The organism is Flavobacterium sp. LC2016-23 (assembly GCF_009674775.1).
Taxonomy (GTDB): Bacteria; Bacteroidota; Bacteroidia; order Flavobacteriales; family Flavobacteriaceae; genus Flavobacterium.
This window is the reverse complement of the sequence record NZ_WKKE01000009.1, coordinates 73,374-97,732: the sequence shown is the minus strand read 5'-3', so window position 1 is coordinate 97,732 and position 24,359 is coordinate 73,374. Positions and strand designations below refer to the sequence as shown.

Below are 24,359 nucleotides of genomic sequence, written 5' to 3'. Positions count from 1 at the left end.
CAAACCTGACAGGTTTTCAAAACCTGTCAGGTTTAAAGAAAATAAAATGAAAAATATACTATATCTCTTTTTATTAATCTCTCAGGTTTTCTTTGCTCAAAGCAGCTTTGAAAAGGGGAATGATTTATACCAAAATGGAAAATATCAGCAGGCCATTGCGGAATATGAAAATATTATTAAAGAAGACAAACAGCAATCGGCTGAATTGTATTACAATCTGGGAAATTGTTATTATAAACTCAATAAGGTTGCGCCTTCCATTTACAATTACGAGAAGGCTTTGGTTTTAAAACCTCATGATCCTCAAACCTTAAATAATTTAAAATTCGCCAAAAAACTTACGATTGATGAAATAAAAGAAGTACCAAAAGTTGGTTTTGCCAAGCTGATCCAGAACTTCACAGGGATTTTTGACTACAATACCTGGGCAAAGATTTCTGTTGCCATTTCTTTTGTTTTTTTACTGAGCTTTATCGGATACTATTTCTCACAGCTCACCCTTTCAAAAAGAATCTACTTCATCGGAATGTTTATTCTTTTGGTGGTATTACTTTTAAGTGTTGCTGCCGGAATGTCTGAAAAAGATCATTTTGATAACGATCGCCCGGCAATTGTTTTTGCCGAAATCAGCGAAGTGAGAAGTGAACCGCAAAAGGCAGGTTCGGCTATTATTTTACTACACGAAGGTGCAAAAGTTTACGTTACAGAAACTCTGGGACAATGGAAAAAAATTGAATTGACAGACGGCACTGAAGGCTGGATCGATGGTTCGACTATCAAAGAAGTAAAACAATAGGATTCTTTTAAAATTCCAAAAGCTAAATTCCAAATTCCAATCTTAGATTTTGGAATTTGGAATTTTTTTTTTGATTTCTTACTCGGGATTTCTTGCTTGGGTTTTAATCAAAACGCATACGTTTTCTCAGGCGTTACACAATAATCCAATTTTATATCTAACTCAAAAACATCCTCAATTTCGTTTTGAGCTTCAAAAAAAGAAAGTCCGATTTTCATGGTTTCCGGTTTGCATTCTGCTAAGAATTTATCGTAGAATCCTTTTCCGTAACCCACACGATTTCCTAAAAGATCAAAAGCCAAAAGCGGCACAAAAACCACTTCAATCATTTCCGAAGCAACAGGTAATCCGTTTACAGGTTCGGGAATGTTATATTCATTTTTCTTTATTTTGGTATTGTCCGTTAATAAGAAGTGAGACATACCGCGGGTTTCAAAATCACTTTTAGATATCACAATTTCCTTATCCTTTCCCGAAAGCAAGTGCAGTATATATTCGGTATTGATTTCTTTTTGCTCCTCAATAGGAAGAAAAACATGATAATACGTTTTATTCCAAATCGGCAGCTGTAGTAAATTATTGGCTATCATCAGGCTTTTTTCTTCGATGTCATCAGCCGAAAGCTGTTTCCTGAGATGCTTATAGTGGAGTCGTAATTCTTTTTTATTCGTCGGCATTTTCAGTAGCGTTTTTAGAAATGTGATAAATCGCATCGCCTTCGTAAACGATTGGCGAATGGTTGGCATTAATAACAAAGCCATCATGAGGTGCTTTTACTTTCTGTTCGAATTTACCAAACGGATCTGTAATTATGGCCAGAATAGTTCCTTTTGTTACAAATCGGCCAATCATATTAAAATCATGCAATAAACCGGAACACTTGGCCCTTAACCAAACCGAATTTTTGATATAGATGGACGGATCCTCGGCTTCTTCCACAACTTGTTTGGGATCCAGCATGTTCAAATAATGCAACAAACGCTTTACTCCCATTACGGCTTCATTGGCAATATCATTATTGATATCCAATGATTTTCCTCCTTCAAAAAGCAGCATTTTTACATTTGCTTTTTCGGATGTATTTCTAAAAGAGCCATTAATATTTTTAGAATATAAAGTAAACGGGGCATTAAATACATCCGCCAAAAGTTTCAGTTCAGGATTATTTTCGGTGATTCTGATCTGAGGGGCATTAAAACGGCTCGCTCCACCGGCATGAAAATCGACCGCATAATCTATAATAGGCAAAATTTCCGCAACAATATGAAAAGCAAAACGGCTTGCCAGCGACCCTTTTTTACTTCCGGGAAAAACACGATTTAAATCTCTTCCGTCCGGAAACTCCCGGGATTTATTTACAAAACCATAAATATTAATAATCGGAATACAAATAATAGTTCCTCTCGTGGGCCTGTTGATCTTTTTGCTAATGAGCTGACGCACAATCTCGATTCCGTTTATTTCGTCTCCGTGAATTCCGGCCGAGAATAAAACTACCGGGCCTTCTACTTTCGAACGACGAACAATAACGGGAATATTGAGCTTCGTAGTGGTATGCAATCTAGCAATTTCGACGTTTATGGTTCTATTTTCTCCCGGCAAAATCGACTCGCCAAAAATAAGCATGGTTTTGTTATTTTTCATATAGAATTATAAAATCTAAATATAGAAATTATTCTTTTGATTTCGTAAATTTGAAACTAAATCACTGTTAAGCTTATTATCAAAATCAGAATCGTTTTTGAAAAAGCTTTTTCAGTCTCTTCAGAAACAAAACAGAATGTCAAAACCGTCTTTAGAACTCCAAATTCAAACCTTGCCCGACAATCCCGGGGTGTATCAATATTATGATAAAGACGATAAAATATTGTATGTCGGAAAGGCAAAAAACTTAAAAAAAAGGGTTTCTTCTTATTTTAATAAAATTCATGATACAGCAAAAACCAACGTACTGGTTAAGAAAATCGTAACGATAAAACACATTGTCGTTCCTACTGAAAGCGATGCCCTTTTATTAGAAAATAACTTAATCAAAACGTTGCAGCCGCGCTATAATGTATTATTGCGTGACGACAAAAGTTATCCCTGGATCTGTATTAAAAGAGAACCTTTTTCAAGAATATTTTCGACACGAAGAATGGTCAAAGACGGCTCGGAATACTTCGGTCCTTATACCAGTTTTAAAACCGTGCATACTATTCTGGATTTAATTAAAGAATTGTATCCGCTTCGTACCTGCAATTACGACTTAAGCCAATCCAATATCAATTCAGGAAAATTTAAAGTTTGCCTTGAATATCATATCGGGAATTGCAAAGGGCCGTGCGAAGGTTTGGAATCCCTGGAAGAGTATCAGAAACAAGTCGATGCTATCCGCGAAATCCTGAAAGGAAACTTCAGGGAAAGCATGAAAGACTTCAAACGTTTAATGAATAAATATGCTCAGGATTTACATTTTGAAGAGGCCCAGAAAATAAAAGAAAAGATTGAAGTCCTCGAAAATTATCAGTCGAGATCCACTATTGTAAATCCAAAAATTACCAATATTGACGTCTTTTCGATTGTATCGGATGAAAGCGCGGCCTATGTCAACTTTCTACAGATTTCACACGGATCGATTATTCGTTCACACACTTTAGAAATAAAGAAAAAACTGGACGAAAGTGACGAGGAATTACTGGAACTTGCGATAATAGAACTTCGCGAACGCTTTCATCTATTGTCAAAAGAAATTATTGTTCCTTTTGAAATTGATCTGGGAGAAAATATCAAAACAACGGTTCCGCAGCTTGGGGACAAAAAACAGATATTGGACTTATCCATTCGAAACGCAAAATTTTACCGAATAGAACAACTCAAACAATTGCAGATCGTAGATCCCGATCGCCATACCAATCGTATTATGGCGCAAATGCAAAAAGATTTGCGATTGCCGGTTGAGCCGCGTCATATAGAATGTTTTGATAACTCTAACATTCAGGGAACCAATCCTGTGGCAGCCTGTGTTGTTTTTAAAGACGGAAAAGCCAGCAAAAAAGATTACCGCCATTTTAATGTGAAAACAGTGGAAGGCCCTGACGATTTTGCTTCGATGACCGAAATCGTTTATCGCCGCTACAAACGGTTATTAGACGAAAAGGAACCTTTACCGCAGCTTATCATTATTGACGGTGGAAAAGGACAATTATCTGCTGCCTTAAAAAGTATCGACGAACTGGGATTGCGTGGCAAAATTGCCATCATCGGAATTGCAAAACGTCTGGAAGAGTTATTTTACCCCGGAGATTCGATTCCGTTATATCTCGATAAAAAATCGGAAACCTTAAAAGTAATCCAGCAGTTGCGAAATGAAGCGCACCGATTTGGTATTACTTTTCATCGCGACAAACGCAGCAAAGCAGCGCTCAACTCTTCTGTGGAAGGCATTCCCGGAATTGGCGAAAAAACGATGCTTACCTTAATACAACATTTCAAAAGTGTGAAGCGATTAAAGTTAGCCTCAGAAAAAGAAATAGCAGATGTTGTAGGCCCATCCAAAGCAAAAAAAATTATGTCCTTTTACAATAATAATCAATCCTGATCCGATGAGAATATTCTGTATAAGCCTTATAACATTCTTTTCCTGTCATTGTTACAGTCAGAAGAACATTGCATTTCAGCAGAAAGACAATATCCAAATCAAAATTAATGCGGTCCATGCTTTTGAAAAATTAGAAATCACTAATTCTAAAAATAATAAAACGCAAAGTATAGATGCTATCGAAACATCCATCACCGATAAAGAGATGCATTTGGTAACAGAAGATTACAATTTTGATGGTTATACCGATTTTGCTGTCTATAGAACAGATGACGGAATGGGCGTTTACACGATATATCAAATATTTATTTACAACCCTTTAAATAAACAATTCAAAAAATTAAAAATCCCTTTGAACTCCAATCCGGAATGCGATGAATTTTGTGATGTACGAGTAAATAAAAAAAGAAAAACATTTCAATCCAGCTGTCGGGGCGGAGCAAAATGGCACACCGATAACTGGAAATTCGACAAAAACCAAAATCTGATATTAACGAAGAAATAATGTTATTAAAAAACAAAATTGACCTGAAAAGTTCAATAATATTTCCGACTTTTACAGAACAAACCAGCTAATTCTATGAGCCTTATCCAGCTGTCCTTTAAAGATATACAATCAAAAGGATTTTTTCTCTCCAAGTTTTCTATTTCCACCTGGGGCGTAAACGCATACGTTGTACTATTTGCTATACTATTCTCCCTAAATTCTTTTTCCCAAGATAAAAAACAAGACAGTGTAAGAAGGCCAAAAATTGGTTTGGTTCTAAGTGGCGGAGGCGCCAAAGGATTTGCTCATATTGGGGTTCTGAAAGTTTTGGAAGAAGCCGGAATCAAAATTGACTATATCGGCGGAACCAGCATGGGATCTGTTATCGGCGGACTTTACGCTTCCGGTTACAATGCTTCACAGATTGATTCTATTTTTAAAAAAACCAATTTTGACGAATTAATAAACGATTACATTCCGCGTTCCTCGAAAAACTTTTATGGCAAAAAAAATGATGAGTTATATGCTATCGTTTTGCCTTTCAGTAATTTCAGAGTTGGGATTCCGGAAGCCCTTTCAAAAGGAATGTACAATTACAATTTATTGAGCAGCCTGACCCGAAATGTGCGTCATGTTCGTGATTTTAATAAATTACCAACTCCGTTTTTATGTATCGGAACCAATATAGAAACAGGCGAAGAAGTTTTACTGAACAAAGGTAATCTCGTTCAGGCCATGATGGCAAGTGCCGCTTTTCCGTCGTTGTTTACTCCGGTAGAAATTGACGGAAAATTACTGGTCGACGGAGGGGTTGTAAACAATTATCCGATAAAAGAAGTCAGAAATCTGGGTGCCGATATTATAATTGGTGTCGATGTACAGGACGATTTATTAAATCGAAAGGGACTTAAAAATGCTACCCGAATACTGGTACAGATCACCAATATGCAGTCGATTGACAAAATGAAAAGCAAGATAAAAGATACTGATGTTTATATAAAACCGGACATTCGGGATTATGGCGTCATTTCATTTGACAAAGGGGAAGAAATAATCCGAAAAGGAGAAGAAGCTGCTTTTGCTGTTTATGAAAAAATCAAATCATTGACAGATGAAGAGCATTTTTATAAAAAACCAAAGCTAAAAGTAAGCACGGATACCATTGAGATTAAAAAAATCAACAGCGATCCCTTAGATAATTATACCCGTGAATATATTCGTGGTAAACTTCGTTTTAAACCCGGAAGCACCATAACTTATGAGGATCTCAAAACCGGAATAAACAATCTGAATGCTACGCAAAACTTTAGCACGATATCCTATTGCCTGCAGCCTGATGGTAATCAGGATAACTTAGACCTTGTGTTACAGGAAAATCCGACACAGACTTTTTTAAAACTCGGATTGCATTATGACGGGCTTTACAAAAGCGGAATTTTATTAAACCTTACCCACAAAAAAACTTTCTTAAAAAATGACATTACCTCTCTTGACATCATTTTAGGAGATAATTTCAGATACGATTTCAATTATTATATAGAAAATGGTTTCAATATCAGCTTCGGGTTTCAGTCCAAATTAAGTCAGTTTAACCGCAATGTTACGACCAACATCAGTAATTTCGATACTGAAAATGTAAACATGATTAATGTTGACTTTTTGGATTTGACTAATCAGGCCTATTTCCAGACCATTTTTGTACAAAAGTTTCTTATGGGCGGCGGTCTGGAATACAAATTCTTAAAAATAGATTCTCCAACTCTTTCCGATGCAGAGAACATTATTGAAAGAAGCAGTTATCTGAGCGTTTTTGGTTATTTAAAATACGATTCCTTCGACAGCAAAAGTTTCCCCCGTTCAGGATTGTATTTTTCATCCAGTTTACAAACCTATCTGGCTTCGTCGGATTACACGAAACAATTTAAGCCTTTCTCAGTCGCAAAGGCAGAAATTGCATTTGCAAACAAACTTTTTAGAAGAGCAACATTCAAAATTGGAGCCGATGCCGGATTTAATATTGGCAGCGACAGCGTTCCGTTTTTTAATTTTATACTTGGAGGTTATGGTTACAGCAAAATAAACAACTTTAATTATTTTTACGGATACGACTTTTTAAGTATTGCCGGAAACAGCTACATTAAATCCGACGTTACGCTGGATTACGAAATTTTTAAAAAAAATCACGTCAATATATCGGCCAATTATGCCAATCTGGGTGAAGACATTTTTACCACGGTAGACTGGATCTCAATGCCTAAATATTCGGGATATGCCGTAGGTTACGGACTGGAAACCATTATTGGCCCAATTGAGGTAAAACATTCCTGGTCTCCGGAAATGTCAAAAAGTTTTACCTGGTTTAGTATCGGATTTTTATTTTAATTTGTAATTTAAATCAATAAAAATTACGACATTTGTTATAATGAAAACAAAATGGACAGGTTTATTGGAGTATCTTCAATTTCTCATGAAGAGAAACCCGGAGTAATGCTATCGAATTGAATAATTAGCCAACTTAGAAAATGAGCTGATTATCTGTTCACAATTTACATTTTCTAATTATCTAATTTATAAATTATCTAATTGAAAAGCCATGCCATTATATCATAAACTTGGAGATTTTCCTCAAAAAAGACACACTCAGTTCGAAAAACCAAACGGAGGTTTTTACTACGAACAATTATTTGGAACCGAAGGTTTTCACGGACATTCTTCATTGTCCTATCATGTTCACAGACCTACGCAGGTTAAGGAAATTATAAACTCCTATTCGGTTGAACCTAAAATCGCAATCGGAAAAAACATAAAATCATTATTATTCAAAGGTTTTGAACTAAAACCGGAGAATGACTTTTTAGACAGCCGGAAAGCAATGATGGTCAACAAAGACTGTATTATTGGTTTAGCCGCACCTAAAGAATCGCTTCGGAATTATTTCTACAAAAATGCCGATGCTGATGAAATGCTTTTCATTCATAAAGGAAAAGGAAAATTACGCACCATGCTGGGCAACATTCCTTTTGAATATGGTGATTACCTGATTATTCCGAGAGGAATTATCTACCAGATCGAATTTGAAACAGCAGAAAACAGACTCTTCTATGTTGAATCGTATTCTCCTTTTTACACGCCGAAACGTTACAAAAACCAATCGGGCCAGCATTTAGAACATTCGCCCTTTTGCGAACGCGATTTTATTCTGCCAAACGAATTGGAAACACATGACGAAAAAGGTGATTTTTTAATTAAAATCAAAAAAGAAGGAATGATTCACGAAGTCGTTTACGCCACACATCCTTTTGATGTTGTGGGCTGGGACGGCTACAATTTCCCGTACGGATTCTCGATTCATAACTTCGAACCTATAACCGGACGCGTACACCAACCGCCGCCGGTACACCAGACTTTTGAAACGGCAACTTTTGTCGTTTGTTCATTCTGCCCAAGACTTTACGATTATCATCCAAAAGCGATTCCGGCGCCTTATAATCACAGCAACATTGATTCAGACGAAGTGCTGTATTATGTTGATGGTGATTTTATGAGCCGTAACAATATCGAACAGGGACATATTACCTTACACCCAAAAGGAATTCCGCATGGTCCTGCACCCGGTGCCATGGAACGCAGTATTGGTCATAAAGAAACTCAGGAATTAGCCGTTATGGTGGATACTTTCAGGCCACTTATGGTTACGGAAGAGGCCATGGGGTTAGATGATGGACAGTATTACAAATCCTGGACGGAGGAGTAAAGAATTAGTCAATGTGCCAATTTGATAATTAGATAATTTATCAGTTAGAAAATGTGGTAATCGATAATTAGACAATTTCTAACGAGATTAAAAAGTAGTCCTTAGACTACAAATTATTATCTTTGACAGGTATAATAAATTATCTCATTAACACATTTTCTAATTATCAAATTAAAACATGACTTTCAACGAAAAATACAAAGACAATGCTCTTTTAATAAAAACGTTCAACTTTGCATTAAATATAATTGACTACACAAGTAATCTACAAGAACAAAAAAAGTTTGTAATTGCAAATCAATTATTAAAAAGCGGAACGTCAATTGGTGCAAATTCAAAAGAATCCCAAAACGCAGAAAGTAAAGCCGATTTTATTCATAAATTAAAAATTGCAATTAAAGAAGCAGACGAAACAGAATATTGGTTGTTTCTATGCGACGCTCACAAAAGCTATCCAGCCTGCAAAGATTTATTACATGAATTATCAGAAATTTTAAAAATTTTAAATAAAATAATATCAACATCTAAAATGAGGAATTAGAAAATTAGAAAATGTGTCAATTAGAAAATTGATCCAATTAAAACATTTCAAAATTATCTCATTTTCTCATTGTCAAATTATCTAATTATGAAACAAGTAAAATCAGTAGAATACGGATTAGAAAAAATCTTTGAAGGAGCACAGGATTTCCTTCCATTATTAGGAACAGACTATGTAGAATTCTATGTAGGAAATGCAAAACAATCGGCACATTATTACAAAACCGCTTTCGGATATCAGTCATTAGCTTATGCAGGTTTAGAAACCGGGGTAAAAGACAAAGCCTCTTATGTATTGAAGCAGGACAAAATCAGAATTGTTTTGACCACACCGTTAACACAGGATTCCCCAATTCACGAGCATCTTAAAAAACACGGTGACGGCGTAAAAGTGGCAGCACTTTGGGTGGAAGATGCCAGAAGCGCTTATGAAGAAACCATGAAACGTGGTGCCCGTTCTTTTATGGAACCAACTGTAGAATCAGATGAATTTGGAGAAGTTGTTCGTTCCGGAATTTACACCTACGGAGAAACGGTTCATATTTTTGTCGAAAGAAAAAACTACAACGGTGTTTTCCTGCCGGGTTACAAAGAATGGAAATCGGATTACAATCCGGAACCAACAGGATTGAAATATATCGATCACATGGTTGGAAACGTGGGCTGGAACGAAATGAACACCTGGGTAAAATTCTACGAAGACGTGATGGGTTTTGTGAATTTCCTTTCTTTTGATGACAAACAAATCAACACCGAATATTCAGCTTTGATGAGTAAGGTAATGTCTAATGGTAACGGAAGAATCAAATTTCCAATTAATGAACCGGCAGAAGGCAAGAAAAAATCACAAATTGAAGAATATTTGGATTTCTATGGCGGACCCGGAATTCAGCACATTGCCATTGCAACTGATGATATCATCAAAACCGTTTCAGATCTAAAAGCAAGAGGTGTCGAATTTTTATCCGCTCCGCCTCACACCTACTATCAGGCAATTCCTGAAAGATTAGGCGTTCATATGGAGATGATGAAAGAAGATTTAAATGAAATTGAAAAATTAGCGATCATGGTCGATGCTGACGAAGATGGTTACTTATTACAAATATTTACAAAGCCGGTTCAGGACAGACCAACATTATTCTTCGAAATTATTCAAAGAATGGGTGCAAAAGGGTTCGGTGCGGGTAACTTTAAAGCTCTTTTTGAGTCAATTGAGAGAGAACAAGAATTGAGAGGAACTCTATAAAAATGCATTATTTTTACATTATGTAGAAAAATTCTCTGTAAAACGATGCTTTTTATGCAAATGATATGTTAAACTCACTTTTTGCTATTTATTTTCTGAACTTTGTATCTATCTTTGCACTCGCAAATCAGGAAGGGGTGGTTTCCTTCCGAATTGATATAAATTTCATAATTTATAGTTTTTTGGTTAGTTAATAGCATAAAAACTCAGTCATTCCTTGACTGAGTTTTTTTGTTTTGGTACATTTGGAATAGAATTTGCTTTTATCGTTATAACATAACTGTCAAAATAGTCCTATGAAAAAAATAATTCTCACTATACTAATCCTCACTACATTTAGCTTTGATTCTTTTAAAGAAGACGCGTTTGACGTAGGGGAATATTTTAAATTCCGCATTCATTACGGAATTGTAAATGCCGGTTACGCTACTCTTGAAGTAAAGGATGCCACAATAAACAATAAGAAAGTTTTTCACGCTGTGGGTAAAGGCTACACAACCGGAATGTCAAAATTTTTCTTCAAAGTGGAAGATATATACGAAAGTTACTTTGACAAGGAGAACGGAAATCCGTATCGCTACATTAGAAAAATCGACGAAGGAGGTTATACCAAAAATCAGGAAGGTATTTTTAACCCGTCCGAAAACAGGGTTTTAGTCAAAGATTACAAACGTAAAACAGAGAAAACAATTATTCTTACAGACAATGTGCAAGATATTGTTTCATCTTTTTATTATTTGAGAAACCATCCTAATATTGACAAACTAAAATCAGGAGAATCGATCACGATTGATATGTTTTTTGATGAAGAAATCACAAAATTTAAGTTAAAATATATAGGCCTTCAGGATATTACAACTAAATTTGGAACCGTTTCTACAATGGTCTTCAAACCATTGGTACAAACAGGAAGAGTTTTTAAAGAAAAAGAAAGCTTAACCATCTGGATAACAGACGACGACAACAAAGTTCCGGTTCGAATAAAAGCAGATCTTGCCGTAGGATCCCTAAAAGCAGATCTAGATGAATACAAAGGATTAAAAAATCCATTTAAAGTAAAAAAATAATGAACACCACAGATAATTCTGAATCAATCCTAAAAGAAATTGATCTTAAATTTCAAGCCATAAATCAAAAAACTGATGTACAGCTTGAAGGCTTACTCTGGTCAAAACCAATTACCTATTGGGATTATATTCAGACTGATGCTCTTTTAAACCTGCAAATACAGCGTACTACGCTTCCTGACGAAATGGTATTTATTATGTACCATCAGGTGAATGAATTGATTTTTAAAATGATCCTTTGGGAAATTGATCAGATTTCCGATACCGAAAACATTCAGGTTGATTTTTTCAGTGAAAGATTATCCAGAATTACCCGCTATTTTGATATGCTGACCAATTCTTTCAGCATTATGGAAAACGGAATGGAAGTCGATCAGTACATGAAATTCAGAAACACCCTGACTCCAGCCAGTGGTTTTCAGAGTGCCCAATACCGACTGATTGAATTTGCTTCTACTGATGTTATTAATCTGACAGACCGCAGATACAAAGCAGATTTTGACGAGAATACACCTTTAGAAACCAGTTTCGAACATTTGTACTGGCAGGCCGCGGGGAAAGATTATCACACCGGAAAAAAATCATACTTACTTCAGGAGTTTGAGAACAAATATAAAGAGCAGTTTTTACGTCAGATCAGCGCATTCAAGACAAAAAATATCTGGCAGAAATTTACACAGCTGCCCGAAAAAGATCAATTGAATGAAGAATTGATTAAAGCCATGCGTCATTATGACCATACCGTTAATATTACCTGGGTAATGCAACACCTCAATACTGCAAGAAAATACATCTTAGAAAGCGGAAAAGGAAATGGTGAAGCCACCGGAGGAAGTGACTGGCAAAAATATATGCATCCAAAATACCAAAGACGCATCTTTTTTCCTAAATTGTGGACCGAAGAAGAATTGTCCAATTGGGGAAACGAAACCACCGTTTAATTTCTCAACAAAAATTTTAAGAGTTTGAAAAAAGCAGTTGTAATTATTATAATATTGTTTTCAGTATTTTCATGTAAAAAAACAGAAGAAAAAGTCGAAACCAAAATTACAAAACCAAAAACTAAGAAAGTAGAATTTGGTTTTAATTACGCAGATTTTAATGTTTTACAGGACACCATACAAAAAGGCGATTCTTTTGGATCCATCTTTCAAAGCCAGAATATTGGCGATAAAAAGGTGTATGATATTGTAGAACAGGTAAAAGATTCTTTTGATGTAAGGTCTATTCGCTACAACAAACCTTATACACTGCTTCGATCAAAAAACAAAACAAACAAACTTCAGGTTTTTATTTATCAGCCCGACGCCTTAACCTATTATGTAGTCGATTTCAGGGATAGTATCGCTAAGGCTTACAAAAAAGTAAAACCCGTTACCTTTAAACGTAAAATTATTGGCGGTGTTTTGAAAAGCTCATTATCTGAAACTCTAGGAAACGAAAGTGTAGAAACCGCACTTGCCAACAGAATCACCAAAGTATTTTCGTGGTCTATTGACTTTTTTAAACTTAAGAAAGGCGACCGGTACGGACTAATTTTCACAGAACGTTTTATAAACAATAAAGTATATGACGGAGTGGAAGATCTTGAAGCGGCATTTTTTGAATATAAAGGAAAAATCATTTATGCCTTCCCGTTTGAAAAAGATTCCCTTTCCGGAAAAATAGAATATTACGATGATCAGGGAAGAACGCTGAAAAACTTTTTCTTAAAAACGCCGATCAAATTCAGCCGAATCACTTCTCGCTTTACGATGAACCGATTTCACCCGGTACAGCATACCTGGAAAGCACATAAAGGAACAGATTATGCTGCACCAACCGGAACACCAATTTCAACAACCGCATCAGGAGTTGTAGAAGCGACCGGATATACTGCAGGAAACGGAAATTTTGTAAAAGTAAAACACAACGGCACCTACTCTACTCAATATTTACATATGTCCAGAATTTTAGTACGACGCGGACAACGTGTGACACAAGGACAAAAGATAGGACTGGTAGGAAGCACCGGACTGGCATCTGGCCCTCACGTTTGTTACCGTTTCTGGAAAAACGGAGTACAGGTAGATGCCCTCAGACTTAATCTGCCAACCGGAGAATCTTTAGGAGGAAATGACAGAACGCGTTTCTTAAAGCAAATTGAACCTTTGAAAAGAGAACTGGACAGTATTGGGAATTTATAAAGATTTTATTTCAACGAAAAATTCAGCATGCTTTTATTTGCAAAACTTTTTCCTAAACTCGGAAGGATTCATGCCTTTATGTTTTCTGAAAACCTTATTCAAATGACTTTCATCTGAAAAATGAAGTTCATCTGCAATTTCATTAATACGCATGTCACTATTCAGAAGTCTGGCCTCGATTAATCTTAATTTGTAATTTGAGATATATTCCTGCAGGGTTTCACCAGTTTGTTTCTTAAAATATTTCCCCAAATAATGGAGTGAAATATTAAAATGCACGCTTATTTTATCTGACTTTAATTCTTTTGGATTAAAAATATTCTCCTGAATGTAATGCAATATCTCCAGAACCATTTCGCCAGTACTTTCCTTAATATTCTTTGGTAATTTCAAAGCGATATTCCGCGCAACAACAGTAATAATTGTATTTACAATCTGCTCTGTTATCTTCTGACGATAAATTTGCTGATTCAGCTGTTCGCTTATTATGCTTTCAATAAGCAATGCTATCAAGGGTTTGTCTCTTTTATTTTTCAGGATACAACCGGGGCGATGACTTGCATTTTGCAGAATATATTCCATTCGCAAAATGGTTTCCTCATGTCCATTCTTAGAATTTGTTTTAATATAATATTCGTTAAAACGAAGAAAAAAGAATTTCGTCGGAGTCAAAATTTCAAACGAATGAACATCCTGCGGCGTAACGAGAAACAGATTTCCTTTTTGGTATTGAAATTTATTATTGTTAATAATCTGAATTCCCGTTCCATCAACAACGTATATCAATTCAAAGAAATTGTTCTTCCGGTCTATTTTCGGAAACTGTTCGAATTCTTTAAAATCTACTTCAAAAGGAAGATATAAATTTTTATCGTTCATCCTGCTAAAATACAATTTTACTGCCGAAAAGTACAATTTTCAATCAAGGTTAACCGGCTAATTTTGTCTCAGATAACAAATTAAAAATCATAAAATGAAAATACTTTTAATTGGGGCAAATGGCGAAATCGGCCAGATTATAAAACCCGCATTTGCAAAAAACCACGAAATTATTTCCGCAGGAAGAAACAGTGGTGATTTTAGAATCGATTTATCTGACACCGATTCTATTGAGAAATTGTTCACCCAAATTAAAGGTCTTGACGCGTGCATTTGCGTCGCGGGTGATTGTTATACAGGAGATTTACTTTCGCTTGACGAAGAAAAATTAAACATTGGCATTAAAAATAAACTTTTAGGACAAGTTAATCTGGTTTTAGTCGGGCAAAAATATTTAAACGACAACGGATCGTTCACATTGACTTCAGGAAAAATGGCTGACAAACCGGTGAAAAACAATATCAGCAAAGCAATTGTAAATGGCGGAATAAACAGTTTTGTACTCGCAACGTCACTGGAACTGGGAAGAGGCATTCGAATAAATGCAATAAGTCCCGGAAAAGTTTCAGATATTCCTGTGAGTGATTTAGTAGCTGCTTATTTAAAAAGTACCGAGACTCTTATAAATGGAGAAATCCTTAAAGTAAACTACTAAATTTATAAAAATGAAAAAGTTACAAACAGTACTTATGGTATTACTCATTACAAATTCGGCACTTTCGCAAAAAAATAAAAAAGAAGTGCGCTCAGAAATTTTGGGTTCGTGGGCATTGGTATCCGTTGAAAATATCAATCCGGATGGCACAAAGACTTTTCCGTATGGAAGAGATCCCAGAGGACTATTGTTTTTTGATGAAAAAGGAAATTACGCCATTCAGATTTATAAAAATGAAAGACCTAAAATAATATCCGGAGACAAGAACAAATGTACCCCTGAAGAAAATGCTTCGATTGTACAGGGAAGCAATTCACATTTTGGTAAATTCGAAATTGATGCGGCCAACAAAACGATTACTTTTAAAATAAAAACAGCCTCATTTCCGAATTGGGAAAATGAAGAACAAAAAAGATCTTTCACACATAACAGCAATAAATTAAAATATGTTGTAACCAATACCACACAAGGCGGAAAATCAGTTACTGCAGAAGTGGTCTGGAAAAAACTACAGTAAAATTAAAGCTTTACAACCTAATACAACACAAAAACGTTTTCGCAACTATTTGTTATATAATCGTGAAGCAATACCCTATTAAAACTAATTTCAGTATTTTTGCGTTATAACCACTTTTATAATTAAATAACAAAATGGCTTTAAACACAACAAACCCAACCGGGACTGAAGCGTGGAAAAATCTGCAAAATCACTATAACGCAATTCACGAAACTACGATACAGGAATTATTTCAACAGGATAACGCACGTGTTGAAAAATTCAATTTACAATGGAACGACTTTTTAGTAGACTATTCTAAAAACAACATTAGCCAGGAGACTATTTCTCTTTTATTGGAATTGGCCAACTCAATTGGATTAAAAAATGCAATTGCGGATTATTTTAACGGAGAGATCATTAACAAAACGGAGAACAGAGCCGTTTTACATACCGCTTTGCGTGCGCCGGAATCGGCAAACATTAAAGTAGACGGAGAAAATGTGATTCCGGAAGTTTATGAAGTAAAAAACAAAATCAAAAACTTCACTCAGGAAGTAATTTCAGGACAAAGAAAAGGTTTCACCGGAAAAGCATTTACCGATATCGTAAATATTGGAATTGGAGGTTCTGACCTTGGCCCGGTTATGGCAGTTGAAGCTTTACAATTCTACAAAAATCATTTAACTACACATTTCGTTTCCAATGTTGACGGAGATCACGTAAATGAAATCATTAAAAAATTAGATCCTGAAACAACCCTTTTTGTGATTGTTTCCAAAACATTTACCACACAGGAAACTTTAACTAACTCTGAAACGATTAAAGAATGGTTTTTAAAATCGGCAACTCAGGAAGACATTGCAAAACACTTTGTAGCGGTTTCGACCAATATTCAGAAAGTAACCGAATTCGGAATTAATCCGGACAACGTTTTCCCAATGTGGGATTGGGTTGGAGGAAGATTTTCATTATGGAGTGCCGTTGGTTTAAGTATTGCACTAGCCGTTGGTTTTGACAATTACAATGAATTACTGAAAGGCGCCAGTGAAATGGATGAGCATTTCAAATCGACAGAATTTGACGAAAACATTCCGGTAATTTTAGCCTTACTAAGCGTTTGGTATAATAATTTCTTTGGAGCCGAAAGCGAAGCTTTGATTCCCTATACACAATATTTACAAAAATTAGCGCCGTACCTGCAACAGGCCTTTATGGAAAGTAACGGAAAAAGTGTTGGCCGAGACGGAAAACCAGTAAACTACCAAACGGGAACCATTATCTGGGGAGAGCCGGGAACCAATTCACAACATGCTTTTTTCCAACTGATTCACCAGGGAACAAAACTAATCCCGACAGATTTTATCGGATTTGTAAAACCTTTGTATGGAAATGAAGATCACCACGACAAATTAATGTCCAACTTTTTTGCGCAAACCGAAGCTTTACTGCATGGAAAAACAGCTGCACAGGTTCAGGCAGAATTCGATAAACAAGGACTTGCAACAGAACAGGCATCTTATTTACTGCCGTTTAAAGTTTTCACCGGAAACAAACCAACTAATACGATTTTGATTCAAAAACTGACTCCAAAAAGTTTAGGTTCATTAATTGCCTTATACGAACATAAGATTTTTGTTCAGGGAATTATCTGGAATATTTTCAGTTTTGACCAATGGGGTGTCGAATTAGGAAAACAACTGGCCAATTCTATTTTGGAAGAAATTAATACCAAAACAGTAAAAAATCATGATAGCTCAACCTCGTTTTTACTGAATCATTTTTTGAAAAACAAATAATTTAATTTTTTCACAACATACTGAAACGTCTTAATTTAACACTAATTAAGGCGTTTTTTCGCATAAAGCACCTAATAAACCGGTAACACCTATCTTATTTGAACGTTTAGAGCTACAATATCATTCCGATTATTATGTTTTTAACAAAAAACATAACTGTAAATTCAACAAAACACCATTTTATTTAGTATAAAAAAGAAAAATCATTTTAATGCGCAATGAATTAGGCAAAACTAGTTTTTCTTAACATTTTGATAACATTATCTGATTTTATTGTTATAATTTTGCCAAAAACAATAAACTAAATAAACAAATGAAGACAATGAAAAATTGGTTACTAACTGGACTATTGTTCATGGTAGTTTCAACCGTATTTTCTCAAGGAAAAGTTACCGGTACTATTACCGATGCCTCAGGTGCAACTTTACCTGGTGCGAACGTAGCTGTTAAAGGTTCACAAACTGGAACTTCAACAGATTTCGATGGTAAATTTACCATCGATCCTAAAACTAGTACTGGAGAATTGGTTATTACTTACCTAGGATACGATTCCAAAACTTTACAATTTTCAGTTTCAAATGGTGGAACAACAAATTTAGGCGAAATCGTTTTGTCTGCTAATTCAAACGAATTAAGCGAAATTGTTGTAAAAAGTACTACAGTAGATATCGCAAAAGACAGAAAAACTCCTGTTGCAGTTTCTACTATTAGAGCAGCTGAAATTCAGGAAAAATTAGGAAACTTGGAGCTTCCTGAGATTTTAAAAAGCACACCTTCAGTATATGTTAGTAAATCAGGTGGTGGTTACGGAGATTCAAGAATTACTATTCGTGGATTTAGCCAAAATAACATTGCTGTAATGGTTAATGGTATGCCGGTTAACGATATGGAAAATGGATCTGTTTATTGGAGTAACTGGTCTGGTTTATCAGATGTTACATCTGCAATTCAGGTACAAAGAGGTTTAGGGTCTTCAAAATTAGCAATTGCTTCTGTAGGAGGAACTATGAACTATGTAACTAAAGCGTCAGACTTAAAACAAGGTGGTACAGTAGGTACATCTGTCGGAAATGACAATTTCTTCAAAACAAACGTTGCTTACAACACAGGAAAATTAGATAGCGGATTCTCAGCATCTGTTTTGTACAGCCACACTCAGGGTGACGGTTACGTAGACGCAACAAAATTTAACGGAGACAATTACTATATTGGTCTTGGTTACGCAACAAAAGACAACAAACACGATTTCCAATTTACTGTAACTGGTGCTCCACAATGGCATGATCAAAGATCAACGTTTATTACTATTGCACAGTACCAACAATATGGTTCAGTTAATGACCCAAACATTAAATATAATGCTGACTGGGGATATAAAAATGGACAATCATTTAATATGGTAAGAAATTACTACCACAAACCTGTCGTTTCATTAAACTGGGATTACAAGATCAATGAAACTTCAAAATTATCAACCGTAGCTTACGTATCTTTTGGACGTGGAGGAGGTTCGAGAGGAGCAGGTGGTATTAGAGGTTTTAACTACACAAATAATGCATTTAGAACTGCTGATGGTTTAATTGATTATGACAAAATAGTTGCCTACAATTCTGGACAAACCGTAAGCATCAACGGAACCAGCTATACACGTACAACTAACGGAGCAAGCGGACAATTTCAAAACAGTTCAGCTACAGGATCACTTACCAACTCAACAAGTGGTATTTCTCAAATTTCATCAGTTAATTCACATAACTGGTATGGTGCGATTGTAAACTTTAACAAAAAGTTCACAGATCACTTGACTTGGGATCTTGGTATTGATGTTAGAGGTTACAAAGGAATTCACTATCAAAATTTAAACAATCTTTTGGGAGCAAATTCTTACACTGATAATTTTGATGTAAATAATCCTAATAGAGTATTATCAGAGACATATTCAACATATCCGGCTTGGAATGTTTTCAAAAGCACAGATGATGAGAAAAAAATCAACTTTTATAATGATGGAGATGTAAGATGGTATGGAGGTTTTACTCAATTAGAATACTCTAACGACAACTTAACAGTTTTTGTACAAGGTGCTCTTTCTCAACAAGGATTTAAAAGAGTTGATTATTTCAAATATTTATCTTCAAATGAATTATCAAGCACAAGTTTTGAAAACATTCTTGGTGGTAACGTAAAAGGTGGGGCTAACTATAACATTAATGAAAACCACAATGTTTACTTTAATACAGGTTACTATTCAAAACAACCATTCTTTAATGCTGTTTATCCAAACAACGCTTCATTAGTAAATGGTAATTTAACTAACGAGAAAATCTTTGGCCTAGAAGCCGGTTACGGTTTCCGTTCTCGAATCTTCACTGCTAACGTAAATATTTACCGTACATCATGGAAAGACAGATACCAAAGACAAAACGATAATGACACATCAAACCCAGGTGGTTACTATGATTTCTCTGGAATTACAGAAATCCATTCAGGTATAGAGTTTGATGGTAGAGCTAAAGTTACAGATAAACTTAACATTACTGGTATGTTCTCACTTGGAGACTGGAAATATGATGGAACAAGTACAAGTAATCGTTACGATTCAGCAAACAACCCAATTGGTGGAGGAACAACTACTATTCTTTTCCTTGATGGTGTAAAAGTTGGTGATGCAGCTCAATTAACCGCTGCTTTAGGAGCAAATTATGAAATCTTGCCTCGTTTTACTGTAGATGCAAATTACAACTATACAGACAAATTATATGCTGCAATCTCTCCAGGAAACTTCACAAAGGAAGATAATAAAGGATCTTTAGAATTACCATCTTTCGGCTTAGTTGATGCTGGTTTATCTTACAAATGGTTAGTTGGAAAAACTAAAAGTAATTCAGTTGGTTTTAGATTAAACGTAAATAACGTTTTTGATACAGTATACATTGCTGAAGCAAAAACAAATTATTTTGCGGCTGACTATCCAACTCAACCTACATATAAAGGAATCGCTACTAACAACCAGGTATTCTTTGGTTTCGGAAGAACTTGGAACTTTAGTTTACGTTACGATTTCTAATATTTAGAATCTGAATAAATACCAAAAACGGCATTGACTTTTAGTCCAATGCCGTTTTTTTATAGCCTTTTTTGTTATATTTGTTTTAATAAAAAAACAACCTTATGTACTCTTTTTTACAAAAATTCCACTCTGGCTGGGCTTATTTAGCCTTACTCCTTTTATTAATTGCAGTTGTAAACGCCATCATTGGTCTTACTTCTAAAAAAGACTTTACAGCTAAAGATCGCAAAATTGCATTGTTTGCCTTAATTGGAACTCATACGCAACTATTGATTGGCATCATTCTTTATTTTGTATCTCCACTGGGAAAAGCAGCATTCGGACAAATGTCTAATGCAGAATTAAGATTAACTTCATTAGAACACCCTTTAATTAACCTTATCGCTATCGCACTGATTACTATCGGATGGTCAAAACATAAAAAATTAATCAATAGCGACGCTAAATTCAAAACTTTTGCTATTTATTACGGATTAGGATTATTGCTTATTTTAAGCAGAATTCCATGGAACCTATGGTTCTAAAAACCAATTAAAGCCCTAAATCAATAGGGCTTTTTTTATCTCGGCATATTATTTGTACAAACTCCCCAAGTCTGAAAAAAAATAAACCTATGAGAAGTAAAAAAAACATTATACTTACTACAGTTACCATCACATTTTTAAGTTGCTTTACTTATGTCATAAGCCAGACAAAGCCAACAACAGAACAACCTAAGATTACACAGGATACTGTAAAAACGGCAAGACCTGACTTACTCGCCATACCAACCGATTCTATATTTACCGATAAAGGTTTAAAATTAAAATTATACAAAAAAACGGCGCATGCCTCGTACTATGCAGACCGTTTTAACGGAAAGAAAACAGCTGACGGAAGCAGATTCAATAACAGCAAATACACCGCAGCCCACAAAAAACTTCCGTTTGGAACAAGGGTAAAAGTCACCAATGAGGCCAACGGCAAATTCGTAATCGTAAAAATTACCGATCGCGGACCGTTTGTAAAAACCCGCGAAATAGACCTCTCGAAAAGAGCTTTTATGGAAATCACCAAAAGCAAGGGTGCAGGAGCCATGAAAGTTACAATTGAAGTCATAATGAATTAATAAAAAATCCCGCAATCGCGGGATTTTTTATTTAAACCAACTTCCTAATACCCATAATAATTCCGGTATGAATACCTTCATGATAATTAACAAAGTCTAATGCATCCTGAACATTCGTAAGATCAAAGCCCATACTTGTTGTATAAGGTGTATAATGAGTAAAAACGTTATTAGCATAATCTTTTTCGGTCTGATCAAAAGTGGTAAAAAGTAATGCCTTAATTTCATCAGCTTCTGCCTGCGAAACATCACCTTCCGGCTTCGTTCCTTTTTTATATTTATCGATAAATTCATCTGAAACCTGTGTTGGCAAACCGGATAGTTTATAGACTAAAACCTGCTGCGAGGATATGCAATGCGCCACATTCCAAATCAGATTATTTTTAAATCCATCCGGAATTTTATTCAATTGTTCTAACGAATGACCTTCCAAAACTTTCAGAAGAATTTCCCTAATCGTTTTTTGCACTTTAAAAACTGAACTCATAGTTGTATTTTTTTTATAAAATTAAGCATTTTTATATTTCAAATGGATTTTCTTTGTAGTCAAATAAATTCAAAGATCATGAAAAAATATACTACCTCGCTTCCTGCGATACTTGCCGTAAAATCATCAAAAGTTTACCGAAAGACAATAATCTGGTTTTTCATGACATCAAGCAAAATCCTATAACGGAAGCAGAATTAGAAGAAATGTATAAACTTTCGGGAAGTTATGAAGCTTTGTTCAGCAAAAAAGCACAGCTGTACAAATCAATGGACCTGAAAAACAAAGCATTGACAGAAGCGGATTTTAAAAAATACATTTTAGAACATTATACTTTTTTAAGCCGTCCGGTTTTTATTATTGATGATAAAATTTACATTGGCAACACGCAGCCTGTGACATTGCAGGTCATGAAAGCTTTGAGCTAAAAAAGTCAGCCACGAATTTCACAAATTTTCACGAATGGCAAACGGTCCGATTTTCTAAATTTACATCAAATTTTTAATTCGTAAAATTCGATTTTAAGAGCTACGGGATTTGTGAGAATTTGTGAAATTCGTGGCAAAAAACCTTAAAAAGTCTTACGCTTAACACTTTAGCATTTTACAGCCAAACACAGCAAACTTTTATTTATCTTTGCGCCTTTATACTCAATTATATGATACAATCTATGACAGGGTTTGGCAAAGCTTCTTTGCAATTGCCTACAAAAAAAATTACCGTCGAAGTAAAATCCTTAAACAGTAAAGGTTTAGATTTAAACGTAAGAATGCCGTCGCTTTATCGCGAAATGGAATTAGGTTTACGAACTTTCATTTCGACAAAACTCGAAAGAGGAAAAATTGATTTTGCGATTTACATTGAAAGCACTGCTGAACAAACTTCGACTAAAGTAAATGTCCCTGTTGTAAAAAACTACATTGCACAGCTTAAAGAGGTTAATCCTGATGCGGATGAAACGGAATTAATGAAGATGGCCGTTCGTATGCCGGATACCTTAAAAACGGAGCGTGAGGAAATTGATGAAAATGACTGGGAACAGATTCAGGTTATCATTGAGGAAGCACTTCAGAACATCTTAAACTTCAGAAGAGACGAAGGCGAATCGCTCGAAAAAGAATTCAATCTGAGAATCGGAAATATCCGCCAATATATGACTGATGCGCTGGCTCTTGATCCGGAACGCGTTCAGGCTATCAAAGATCGCTTGCAAACTGCTATTTCTGAATTGAAAGTAAATGTTGATGAAAACCGTTTTGAGCAGGAATTAATCTATTATCTTGAAAAATTAGACATCACAGAAGAAAAAGTACGTCTGACGAATCATTTGGATTACTTTTTAGAAACGATTAAAGGCACGGAAGCCAATGGTCGTAAATTAGGTTTTATTACACAGGAAATGGGCCGTGAAATCAACACCATGGGTTCGAAGTCAAATCACGCCCAAATGCAAAAACTGGTTGTGATGATGAAAGATGAATTGGAGAAAATTAAGGAACAGGTTTTAAATGTGTTGTAACTGCTATAAGCAATAAGCTTTAAGCTATAAGCAAAATATAGACATCAAATAAAAGCTTAAGGCTATTGCCTAAAGCCTAAAGCATACCATAATGAACAAAGGAAAATTAATTGTTTTCTCTGCACCTTCGGGATCGGGAAAAACAACTATAGTAAGACATTTGCTGGGGAAAGAAGATTTAAATTTAGAATTTTCGATCTCAGCAGCTTCCCGCGACCCACGTGGAGAAGAAGAACACGGAAAAGATTATTATTTTATTTCGCTGGAAGAATTCAAAAAACACATTAAAGCCGAAGATTTTCTGGAATGGGAAGAAGTATACCGCGATAACTTTTACGGTACTTTAAAATCAGAAATCGAGCGTATCTGGGCTTTGGGTAAAAATGTGATTTTTGACATTGATGTTGCCGGCGGATTGCGTATCAAACACAAATTTCCGGAGCAGACTTTAGCTGTTTTTGTAAAACCTCCAAGTGTAGATGAACTGAAACGCCGATTAAAGGAACGTTCTACAGAAAGTGACGACAAAATCAATATGCGAATTGCAAAAGCTTCGGTTGAATTGGCAACCGCACCACAATTTGATACGATTATAAAAAACTACGACTTAGATACGGCAAAAGAAGAAGCGTATCAATTGGTGAAAGCTTTTGTGAATGCTTAAATTATAACACAAAGACGCACAAAGGA

23 protein-coding genes are annotated in these 24,359 nt (G+C 35.3%); 19 read left to right on the top strand and 4 right to left on the bottom strand.

The genetic code is table 11. From position 1 onward, the window contains the following. The first annotated feature begins 46 nt into the window (after nt 1-46). On the top strand, nt 47-796 hold the full coding sequence (locus GJU43_RS09350) for a tetratricopeptide repeat protein (protein ID WP_154340502.1): 750 nt from the start codon (nt 47-49) through the stop codon (nt 794-796). 107 nt (nt 797-903) lie between these two features. On the opposite strand, the gene GJU43_RS09345 is transcribed toward GJU43_RS09350, so the two are convergent. Both GJU43_RS09345 and GJU43_RS09340 read right to left on the bottom strand, forming a co-directional pair. Further along, nucleotides 904-1,473 (bottom strand): 5-formyltetrahydrofolate cyclo-ligase, encoded by a 570-nt coding sequence (locus GJU43_RS09345; protein ID WP_154340501.1) that lies wholly within the window; start codon nt 1,471-1,473, stop codon nt 904-906. After that, the gene (locus tag GJU43_RS09340) at nt 1,460-2,440 is read right to left on the bottom strand and encodes a succinylglutamate desuccinylase/aspartoacylase family protein (protein ID WP_154340500.1); all 981 of its coding nucleotides are present in this window, start codon (nt 2,438-2,440) and stop codon (nt 1,460-1,462) included. The genes GJU43_RS09345 and GJU43_RS09340 overlap by 14 nt, the downstream gene beginning before the upstream one ends. A gap of 136 nt (nt 2,441-2,576) precedes the next feature. Between GJU43_RS09340 and uvrC the strand changes: the two genes are divergently transcribed. The 9 genes from uvrC (at nt 2,577) to GJU43_RS09295 (ending at nt 13,656) form a co-directional block, all read left to right on the top strand. Continuing rightward, on the top strand, nt 2,577-4,376 hold the full coding sequence (gene uvrC / locus GJU43_RS09335) for an excinuclease ABC subunit UvrC (RefSeq protein ID WP_154340499.1): 1,800 nt from the start codon (nt 2,577-2,579) through the stop codon (nt 4,374-4,376). 4 nt (nt 4,377-4,380) lie between these two features. Then, nucleotides 4,381-4,881: a hypothetical protein gene (locus tag GJU43_RS09330; RefSeq protein ID WP_154340498.1), complete on the top strand. Its 501-nt coding sequence runs from the start codon at nt 4,381-4,383 to the stop codon at nt 4,879-4,881. 75 nt (nt 4,882-4,956) lie between these two features. Next, on the top strand, nt 4,957-7,245 hold the full coding sequence (locus tag GJU43_RS09325; RefSeq protein WP_154340497.1) for a patatin-like phospholipase family protein: 2,289 nt from the start codon (nt 4,957-4,959) through the stop codon (nt 7,243-7,245). A gap of 211 nt (nt 7,246-7,456) precedes the next feature. Then, a complete protein-coding gene (locus GJU43_RS09320; RefSeq protein ID WP_154340496.1) occupies nt 7,457-8,617 on the top strand; it encodes a homogentisate 1,2-dioxygenase in 1,161 nt (386 codons plus the stop codon). 178 nt (nt 8,618-8,795) lie between these two features. Continuing rightward, on the top strand, nt 8,796-9,158 hold the full coding sequence (locus GJU43_RS09315) for a four helix bundle protein (RefSeq protein ID WP_154340495.1): 363 nt from the start codon (nt 8,796-8,798) through the stop codon (nt 9,156-9,158). An 84-nt stretch (nt 9,159-9,242) separates the two neighbouring features. Further along, the gene (hppD, locus tag GJU43_RS09310; RefSeq protein ID WP_370455570.1) at nt 9,243-10,403 is read left to right on the top strand and encodes a 4-hydroxyphenylpyruvate dioxygenase; all 1,161 of its coding nucleotides are present in this window, start codon (nt 9,243-9,245) and stop codon (nt 10,401-10,403) included. A gap of 296 nt (nt 10,404-10,699) precedes the next feature. Then, nucleotides 10,700-11,470 (top strand): DUF3108 domain-containing protein, encoded by a 771-nt coding sequence (locus tag GJU43_RS09305; protein ID WP_154340493.1) that lies wholly within the window; start codon nt 10,700-10,702, stop codon nt 11,468-11,470. Further along, a complete protein-coding gene (locus tag GJU43_RS09300) occupies nt 11,470-12,411 on the top strand; it encodes a tryptophan 2,3-dioxygenase family protein (protein ID WP_154340492.1) in 942 nt (313 codons plus the stop codon). Before GJU43_RS09305 ends, GJU43_RS09300 begins: the two co-directional genes overlap by 1 nt. A 24-nt stretch (nt 12,412-12,435) precedes the next feature. Next, nucleotides 12,436-13,656: a peptidoglycan DD-metalloendopeptidase family protein gene (locus GJU43_RS09295; RefSeq protein WP_154340491.1), complete on the top strand. Its 1,221-nt coding sequence runs from the start codon at nt 12,436-12,438 to the stop codon at nt 13,654-13,656. A gap of 33 nt (nt 13,657-13,689) precedes the next feature. Here the strand turns inward: GJU43_RS09295 and GJU43_RS09290 are convergent, their stop codons facing one another. Further along, the gene (locus GJU43_RS09290; RefSeq protein WP_154340490.1) at nt 13,690-14,535 is read right to left on the bottom strand and encodes an AraC family transcriptional regulator; all 846 of its coding nucleotides are present in this window, start codon (nt 14,533-14,535) and stop codon (nt 13,690-13,692) included. A 94-nt stretch (nt 14,536-14,629) separates the two neighbouring features. Here GJU43_RS09290 and GJU43_RS09285 point away from each other — a divergent pair, with 94 nt between their 5' ends. The 6 genes from GJU43_RS09285 (at nt 14,630) to GJU43_RS09260 (ending at nt 21,663) form a co-directional block, all read left to right on the top strand. Further along, nucleotides 14,630-15,190 carry a short chain dehydrogenase gene (locus GJU43_RS09285; protein ID WP_154340489.1) on the top strand — a complete coding sequence of 187 codons (561 nt, stop codon included), beginning with the start codon at nt 14,630-14,632 and terminating at the stop codon, nt 15,188-15,190. Nucleotides 15,191-15,200: 10 nt separating this feature from the next. Next, nucleotides 15,201-15,707 (top strand): lipocalin-like domain-containing protein, encoded by a 507-nt coding sequence (locus tag GJU43_RS09280; protein WP_154340488.1) that lies wholly within the window; start codon nt 15,201-15,203, stop codon nt 15,705-15,707. A 134-nt stretch (nt 15,708-15,841) separates the two neighbouring features. Then, a complete protein-coding gene (gene pgi / locus GJU43_RS09275; RefSeq protein ID WP_154340487.1) occupies nt 15,842-17,485 on the top strand; it encodes a glucose-6-phosphate isomerase in 1,644 nt (547 codons plus the stop codon). 313 nt (nt 17,486-17,798) lie between these two features. Next, nucleotides 17,799-20,552 (top strand): TonB-dependent receptor, encoded by a 2,754-nt coding sequence (locus tag GJU43_RS09270; RefSeq protein WP_154340486.1) that lies wholly within the window; start codon nt 17,799-17,801, stop codon nt 20,550-20,552. A gap of 104 nt (nt 20,553-20,656) precedes the next feature. Next, nucleotides 20,657-21,079, top strand: a complete 423-nt coding sequence (locus tag GJU43_RS09265) for a hypothetical protein (RefSeq protein WP_154340485.1) — start codon at nt 20,657-20,659, stop codon at nt 21,077-21,079. Between the two features lie 89 nt (nt 21,080-21,168). After that, the gene (locus tag GJU43_RS09260) at nt 21,169-21,663 is read left to right on the top strand and encodes a septal ring lytic transglycosylase RlpA family protein (protein ID WP_154340484.1); all 495 of its coding nucleotides are present in this window, start codon (nt 21,169-21,171) and stop codon (nt 21,661-21,663) included. Between the two features lie 31 nt (nt 21,664-21,694). On the opposite strand, the gene GJU43_RS09255 is transcribed toward GJU43_RS09260, so the two are convergent. Then, complete coding sequence (locus GJU43_RS09255) at nt 21,695-22,150, bottom strand: DinB family protein (RefSeq protein ID WP_154340483.1); 456 nt, start codon at nt 22,148-22,150, stop codon at nt 21,695-21,697. 86 nt (nt 22,151-22,236) lie between these two features. Between GJU43_RS09255 and GJU43_RS09250 the strand changes: the two genes are divergently transcribed. The 3 genes from GJU43_RS09250 (at nt 22,237) to gmk (ending at nt 24,333) form a co-directional block, all read left to right on the top strand. Continuing rightward, nucleotides 22,237-22,578 carry an arsenate reductase family protein gene (locus tag GJU43_RS09250; protein WP_370455569.1) on the top strand — a complete coding sequence of 114 codons (342 nt, stop codon included), beginning with the start codon at nt 22,237-22,239 and terminating at the stop codon, nt 22,576-22,578. Between the two features lie 230 nt (nt 22,579-22,808). Beyond that, complete coding sequence (locus GJU43_RS09245) at nt 22,809-23,669, top strand: YicC/YloC family endoribonuclease (RefSeq protein WP_154340482.1); 861 nt, start codon at nt 22,809-22,811, stop codon at nt 23,667-23,669. 91 nt (nt 23,670-23,760) lie between these two features. Further along, entirely contained in the window at nt 23,761-24,333 is a 573-nt protein-coding gene (gene gmk, locus GJU43_RS09240; RefSeq protein ID WP_127339023.1) for a guanylate kinase, read from the top strand. Nucleotides 24,334-24,359: the final 26 nt, after the last annotated feature.

What these genes read in the sequence shown, in the direction of transcription:
- GJU43_RS09285 (WP_154340489.1), top strand. Translation starts at nt 14,630, where the DNA reads ATGAAAATACTTTTAATTGGGGCAAATGGCGAAATCGGCCAGATTATA.
- GJU43_RS09345 (WP_154340501.1), bottom strand. Translation starts at nt 1,473, where the DNA reads ATGCCGACGAATAAAAAAGAATTACGACTCCACTATAAGCATCTCAGG.
- GJU43_RS09280 (WP_154340488.1), top strand. Translation starts at nt 15,201, where the DNA reads ATGAAAAAGTTACAAACAGTACTTATGGTATTACTCATTACAAATTCG.
- GJU43_RS09265 (WP_154340485.1), top strand. Translation starts at nt 20,657, where the DNA reads ATGTACTCTTTTTTACAAAAATTCCACTCTGGCTGGGCTTATTTAGCC.
- GJU43_RS09270 (WP_154340486.1), top strand. Translation starts at nt 17,799, where the DNA reads ATGAAGACAATGAAAAATTGGTTACTAACTGGACTATTGTTCATGGTA.
- GJU43_RS09300 (WP_154340492.1), top strand. Translation starts at nt 11,470, where the DNA reads ATGAACACCACAGATAATTCTGAATCAATCCTAAAAGAAATTGATCTT.
- GJU43_RS09330 (WP_154340498.1), top strand. Translation starts at nt 4,381, where the DNA reads ATGAGAATATTCTGTATAAGCCTTATAACATTCTTTTCCTGTCATTGT.
- GJU43_RS09290 (WP_154340490.1), bottom strand. Translation starts at nt 14,535, where the DNA reads ATGAACGATAAAAATTTATATCTTCCTTTTGAAGTAGATTTTAAAGAA.
- uvrC (WP_154340499.1), top strand. Translation starts at nt 2,577, where the DNA reads ATGTCAAAACCGTCTTTAGAACTCCAAATTCAAACCTTGCCCGACAAT.
- GJU43_RS09260 (WP_154340484.1), top strand. Translation starts at nt 21,169, where the DNA reads ATGAGAAGTAAAAAAAACATTATACTTACTACAGTTACCATCACATTT.
- GJU43_RS09325 (WP_154340497.1), top strand. Translation starts at nt 4,957, where the DNA reads ATGAGCCTTATCCAGCTGTCCTTTAAAGATATACAATCAAAAGGATTT.
- pgi (WP_154340487.1), top strand. Translation starts at nt 15,842, where the DNA reads ATGGCTTTAAACACAACAAACCCAACCGGGACTGAAGCGTGGAAAAAT.
- GJU43_RS09255 (WP_154340483.1), bottom strand. Translation starts at nt 22,150, where the DNA reads ATGAGTTCAGTTTTTAAAGTGCAAAAAACGATTAGGGAAATTCTTCTG.
- GJU43_RS09320 (WP_154340496.1), top strand. Translation starts at nt 7,457, where the DNA reads ATGCCATTATATCATAAACTTGGAGATTTTCCTCAAAAAAGACACACT.
- GJU43_RS09315 (WP_154340495.1), top strand. Translation starts at nt 8,796, where the DNA reads ATGACTTTCAACGAAAAATACAAAGACAATGCTCTTTTAATAAAAACG.
- GJU43_RS09305 (WP_154340493.1), top strand. Translation starts at nt 10,700, where the DNA reads ATGAAAAAAATAATTCTCACTATACTAATCCTCACTACATTTAGCTTT.
- GJU43_RS09245 (WP_154340482.1), top strand. Translation starts at nt 22,809, where the DNA reads ATGATACAATCTATGACAGGGTTTGGCAAAGCTTCTTTGCAATTGCCT.
- GJU43_RS09350 (WP_154340502.1), top strand. Translation starts at nt 47, where the DNA reads ATGAAAAATATACTATATCTCTTTTTATTAATCTCTCAGGTTTTCTTT.
- GJU43_RS09340 (WP_154340500.1), bottom strand. Translation starts at nt 2,440, where the DNA reads ATGAAAAATAACAAAACCATGCTTATTTTTGGCGAGTCGATTTTGCCG.
- gmk (WP_127339023.1), top strand. Translation starts at nt 23,761, where the DNA reads ATGAACAAAGGAAAATTAATTGTTTTCTCTGCACCTTCGGGATCGGGA.